General features: G+C 68.6%; 4 protein-coding genes. All 4 read right to left on the reverse strand.

Annotation, left to right across the window (positions count from 1 at the left end; genetic code table 11):
• The coding region (gene aroE, locus G3N93_RS33870) for a shikimate dehydrogenase (RefSeq protein WP_206134922.1) at positions 1-848 on the reverse strand (848 nt) is incomplete at its 3' end.
• The gene (locus G3N93_RS33875) at positions 845-2,932 is read right to left on the reverse strand and encodes a ribonuclease catalytic domain-containing protein (protein WP_206134923.1); all 2,088 of its coding nucleotides are present in this window, start codon (positions 2,930-2,932) and stop codon (positions 845-847) included. The genes G3N93_RS33875 and aroE, both read right to left, overlap by 4 nt.
• 80 nt (positions 2,933-3,012) lie before the next feature.
• Complete coding sequence (locus G3N93_RS33880) at positions 3,013-3,582, reverse strand: YqiA/YcfP family alpha/beta fold hydrolase (protein WP_206134924.1); 570 nt, start codon at positions 3,580-3,582, stop codon at positions 3,013-3,015.
• Positions 3,579-4,964, reverse strand: coding sequence for a UDP-N-acetylmuramate:L-alanyl-gamma-D-glutamyl-meso-diaminopimelate ligase (gene mpl / locus G3N93_RS33885; protein WP_174939087.1), 1,386 nt, complete (start codon positions 4,962-4,964; stop codon positions 3,579-3,581). The genes G3N93_RS33880 and mpl overlap by 4 nt, the downstream gene beginning before the upstream one ends.
• Positions 4,965-5,018 lie beyond the last annotated feature (54 nt).

Below are 5,018 nucleotides of genomic sequence, written 5' to 3' on the forward strand. Positions count from 1 at the left end.
TGGCGCAGCGCGGCCAGCACCGGCGCGCCGTCCGGCCGCACGCCGCGCCAGATGAAGAATGATTCGGCCGCCTGCTCGACGAGCATCCCGAGCCCGTCGGCCGTGCGCGCGCCGAGCGACGCCGCATGCTGCATGAACACCGTCGGCTGCGCGCCGTACATCATGTCGTACGCGAGCGTGCCCACGCCGAATGCGGCCGCGTCGCACTCCGGCAGCGCGGCATCGAGGCTGCCGGCCGTCGCGTTGATCACCACGTCGTACGGCTCCGCGCGCACGACATCGGGGCCGCCGCCCGCGAGCGTGCAGCCCGCGTCGTGCGCGGCCTGCATGAACTGGCCGACGAGCGCCTCGGCCTTGCTCGCGGTACGGTTCACGATCGTGATCGACAGCGGCGCGCGGTCGAGCAGCGGCAGCACGACACCGCGCGCCGCGCCACCCGCGCCGAGCAGCAGGATGCGGGCGCCCGCCAGCGACACGCCGAGATTCGCTTCGATGTCGCGCACGAGGCCGACACCGTCGGTGTTGTCACCGTGGATGCGGCCATCGGCATCGATGCGCAGCGTATTCACGGCGCCCGCCGCTGCCGCGCGCGGCGACAGCGTGTCGGCGAGCGCATGCGCTTCGAGCTTGAACGGCACCGTCACGTTCGCACCGCGACCACCTTCGGCGACGAACGCGCGCACGGCCGCGTCAAACCCGTCGACCGGTGCGAGCCGGTGCGTGTATTCGACCGCCTCGCCCGTCTGCGCGGCGAACTGCGCGTGGATGAACGGCGACTTGCTGTGCGCCACCGGGTTGCCGAACACCACATAGCGGTCGGCGCCGCTCGTCGACGCAACCGCGTTCATGATGCGCGCCCCTCTTCGCTGGCGTTGCCGTTCGCGGCTTCGCCGCCTTCACCGGCCGTCGCGCCATCCGCTTCCGCCAGCGCTTCGGCTTCGGTTTCGGCCGTCGCGTCTTCGGCGTCGATCAGCGTGTCTTCGCCGGCTTCGGCGTCATCCTCTTCCTCAGCCGCGTCGCCGCTCGTCACGGTCGGCGCGTCGAGTACGTTCAGCAGCCGCACCGATGCCTCGATCGTCAGCTCGTCGAGCGACATCACGTCGAGCAGCACGCGCGTGCCGCGTGCATGCACGCCGAGCCCCGGCACGTGCAGCAGCAGCGGAATTTCCTCGAGGCGCACGAGATCGCCCTTCACGACGCTCGCGACGACCTGCTTCTTCTGCTCCTGCGCGAGCCAGCGCAGGCACCAGAAATACTCCATCCGGCGCTGGTAGTCGGCGTAGGCCGTATAGGTGTCGTCGAAGCCCTGCACGACCGCGTACAGGTCGGCGTCCTTCGGCTTGAACGGCGCGGCGAGCTTCGCGGTGACGCCATGCTGCACGCACGCGAGCAGTTGCCACTGGTTCACGAGGTCGACGTAACGGCGCAGCGGCGACGTGCTCCACGCGTACTGCGCGACGCCGAGGCCTTCGTGCGGTGCAGCCGTCGTCTGCATCCGCGTGCGCTTCGGGCCCGGCGCGCCGAAGCCGCGCTGCGAGCGGTAGATGCCCGGCACCGTGTGGTCGTGCAGGAACGCGCCCCAGGTCGAGTTCGCGAGGATCGCGAGCTCCGACACGATCAGGTCGAGCGGCGACCCGCGGCGGCGCGGCGTGATCGACACGTGCTCACCGTCGACGTAGAAGTTGTAGTCGGTGTTGCGCTGCACCTCGCGCTTCAGGCCATAGCCCGCGCGCGCGACCTGGCGCTTCTCGAACAGCGCCTGCGCGAGCGGCCACAGCACGGCGATATCGTCCTTGTGCGGATAGTCGCCGGTGCCGGCCGCGAGCGTCTCTTCGTTGACGAGCTCGTCGAGGTGGTTGTGCCGCAGGTTGTTCTTCACGAACACGAGCTCGGCGCGCGTCTCGTTCGCGACGATCTCCTGCGTTTCGCGGTTGACGATGATGTACAGCGACAGTGCCGGGCGGTAGTCGCCCTCTTTCAGCGTGAACACGTCGACGACGTCGTCCGGCAGCATCGTGATCTTGTCGCCCGGCATGTAGACGGTCGACAGGCGCGTGCGCGCGATCGCGTCGACCGGGTCGCCGCGCACGATGCCGAGCGCCGGTGCCGCGATGTGCACGCCGATCCGCACGCGGCCGTCGGCCAGGTGCTCGACCGAGAACGCGTCGTCGATTTCGGTCGTCGTGATGTCGTCGATCGAGAACGCCTGGACGTCCGCGCGCGGCAGGTCGTCCGGCAGTGCGCCGACCGTGACGGCCGGAAAGCCCGTGCCGTGCGGGAAGAACTCCGCGAGGAAGCGCGCCTCGTGCAGCGCACGCGGCGACGCGATGCCGCCGCAGTCGAGCATCAGCCGCGCCGGCGACACGCCGCGCGCACCGGCCGCCGCTTCCATCGCCTTGTATTCGATCGCGTTCTTGTCCGGCCGCGTCAGCAGCCCGAGCACCTTGCCCGCAAACGCGTCCGGCAGCTTGCCGGCCTTCAGTTCCTCTTCATACTGCACCTGGACGAGCGCCTGCTGGCGCTTGCGCTCGAGCGACGCGAGCGCCATCTTGAGCTGCTCTTCCGGCGCGCGCTGGTACTGGCCGCGCCCCTTGCGTCGAAAGTAGACGGGCGAGCCGTGCAGTCGCAGCACCAGCGCCGCACGCTCGACCGGCCCATACGTCGCGCCGAAGTATTCCGCGGCCAGCGCCGTGTACGCGAACTCGTCGGTCGGCGCGCATTCCCACAGGAAGTCCAGATCGATCTGCTGCGCGGCCGTATCGGCCTCCTGCATCAGTTCGCCTGCGGCCGGCTTGTCGAATTCGATCAGCACGTCTTTCGCGCGCACCTTCGCACGCCGCCCGCCGGGCAACTCGACCTGAAACGCGTCGCCCTGGCGCGACAGCACGCTGCCCGCCTTGAAACTGCCCGATTCCTCGAAGAAAACGTTCACTCAGTACTCTCGTTCAGACTGCCGGGCGCCGCGTCGGCGGCGCCGCATGATGATGGGAATTCGATCGGCACATGGCCGGTTTAAGACGTCTTTCCGTCGCAAAAGGCGAGAGCGTCGTCGACATAGTCGGCAAATTCGCTGATCCCGTGATCGCTGCCCTCGATCACGCGCGTCTTCGCGCCCGGGTAATGCGCAAGCATCTCGCGGTAATCGAGCACTTCGTCACCGGTCGCCGCGAACAGATAGTAGCGTTCGGCACGCGTGATCGCCGGCACGCGCAGCGCATCGAGCTCATGCAGGTGACGGCGCTCGACGACGATCGTGCCGCCGCCGTGGTACAGCGGCTGTTCGCCGAGGTGCTGCTCAAGATCGCGCTGCGGCACGATGGCCGGATTCAGCAGCACCGCCTTCCAGCCGTGCTTTTCGGCCAGCCATGTCGCGTAATAGCCGCCGAGCGAGCTGCCGACGACGGTCACGTCGCGCGCGCCGGCCACCTCGGCTTCCGCGACCGCGATCGCCTCGAGCGGCGACACCGACAGCGACGGGCACCGCCACTCGTCGGTGCGGCCGAGCTCGGCCATGCGCGCGGCGAGCTGGCGCGACTTCTGAGATTCCGGTGACGACCGGAAGCCGTGCAGATACAGGATCACGTGCGGCTCCCGAGCGCATCGAGCAGCTTCTGGTGCACGCCGCCGAAGCCGCCGTTGCTCATCACGAGCACGTGGTCGCCGGGGCGCGCGGCGGCGACCACGGACTTCACCAGCAGGTGCAGATCGTCGAATGCGTGCGCGTTGTCGCCGAGCGGCGCCAGCGCCTCGGCCAGATTCCAGCCAAGCGCATCGCGCCCGGTCGGCGCACCGTAGCCGAACACGAGATCGGCATCGGCCAGGCTCGCCGGCAATTGCGACTTCATCACGCCGAGCTTCATCGTGTTCGAGCGCGGCTCGAGCACCGCGAGGATGCGGGCATTCTGGCGACCAATGCGTGCACGAAGGCCGGCGATCGTGGTTTCGATCGCGGTCGGATGGTGCGCGAAGTCGTCGTAGACGGTCACGCCGTCCACACTGCCGCGCACTTCCATCCGGCGCTTCACGTTACGGAACGACGCGAGGGATTCGGCCGCCTGCGCTGGCGGAACACCGACGTGGCGCGCAGCCGCGATTGCCGCGAGCGCGTTCATGCGGTTGTGATCGCCCTGCACCTGCCACGAGACTTCACCGACGCGTTCCGCATGCGAATACACCGCAAAGCGCTCGTCGACCGGCACGCCGTCCTCGGCCGGCAGCGCCTGCCAGCCGCCGTCGACGCCGAACCGCTCGACCTCGCTCCAGCAGCCGCGCGCCAGCACGCGCTCGAGCGCGTCCGAGCGGCCGTTCGTGACGATCCGGCCGACACCGGGCACGGTACGCACGAGATGGTGGAATTGCGTCTCGATCGCGGCAAGATCCGGGAAGATGTCGGCGTGATCGAATTCGAGATTGTTCAGCACCGCGGTGCGCGGCCGGTAGTGGACGAACTTCGAGCGCTTGTCGAAGAACGCCGTATCGTATTCGTCGGCCTCGATCACGAAGAAGCTCGAATCGGTGAGCCGCGCCGACACGCCGAAGTTCAGCGGCACGCCGCCGATCAGGAAGCCCGGATTCAGGCCCGAGTCTTCCAGCAGCCACGCGAGCATCGACGACGTGGTCGTCTTGCCGTGCGTGCCCGCGACCGCGAGCACCCATTTGCCGGCGAGCACGTGCTCGCCGAGCCACTGCGGGCCCGACACGTACGGCAGGCCGCGATCCAGGATCGCCTCCATCAGCGGATTGCCGCGCGTGACGACGTTGCCGATCACGAACAGGTCCGGCTTCAGGTCGATCTGCTCGGCGCCGTAGCCCTCGATCAGCGTGATGCCCTGCGCCTCGAGCTGCGTGCTCATCGGCGGATAGACGCCCGCGTCGCAACCCGTCACCGTGTGGCCCGCCTCGCGCGCGAGTACGGCGAGACCGCCCATGAAGGTGCCGCAGATGCCAAGAATGTGGATGTGCATAGATGAATGCTTTCGCGCCGCCGGGCGCCGTCGATTCGGAAAGGATGTGTGTGC

The organism is Burkholderia sp. Se-20378, from assembly GCF_017104665.1.
GTDB lineage: Bacteria > Pseudomonadota > Gammaproteobacteria > Burkholderiales > Burkholderiaceae > Burkholderia > Burkholderia lata.